Origin of the sequence: Bacillus sp. SIMBA_005 (genome assembly GCF_046535585.1) — a bacterium.
GTDB lineage: Bacteria > Bacillota > Bacilli > Bacillales > Bacillaceae > Bacillus > Bacillus pumilus.
Window position 1 is genome coordinate 1 of sequence record NZ_JAWRWI010000801.1, and the last position, 253, is coordinate 253.

Here is a 253-nt window from a genome sequence, read left to right on the forward strand (position 1 = left end):
CTCTGAAAGCGTGCGGTCAGCATGAGGAGTGTTAAGTTTACCGAGCAACTCGGTGCTAGGCGCGTGAAAAACTCTCCGTCGCGGACCTCCAGAGAAACATCGTTGACGGCTGTGACTGATCCGTACTTCTGAGTCACACCAGACAACGACAGTGCGACGGTCTTCTCTCTTTGTTCCGTCATCGCGGATCCACCTCCTCGTAATATGACGACTGGCGCGGGTCCCCCAGGCGCTTGCGCATGTCATCGCGGAG

At 56.9% G+C, this 253-nt stretch carries 1 pseudogene; it reads right to left on the reverse strand.

The features are described 5' to 3' along the window. Window positions 1-182, reverse strand: a pseudogene (locus tag SB660_RS22285) (hypothetical protein); the annotation flags it as partial. Between the last annotated feature and the right edge of the window lie 71 nt (window positions 183-253).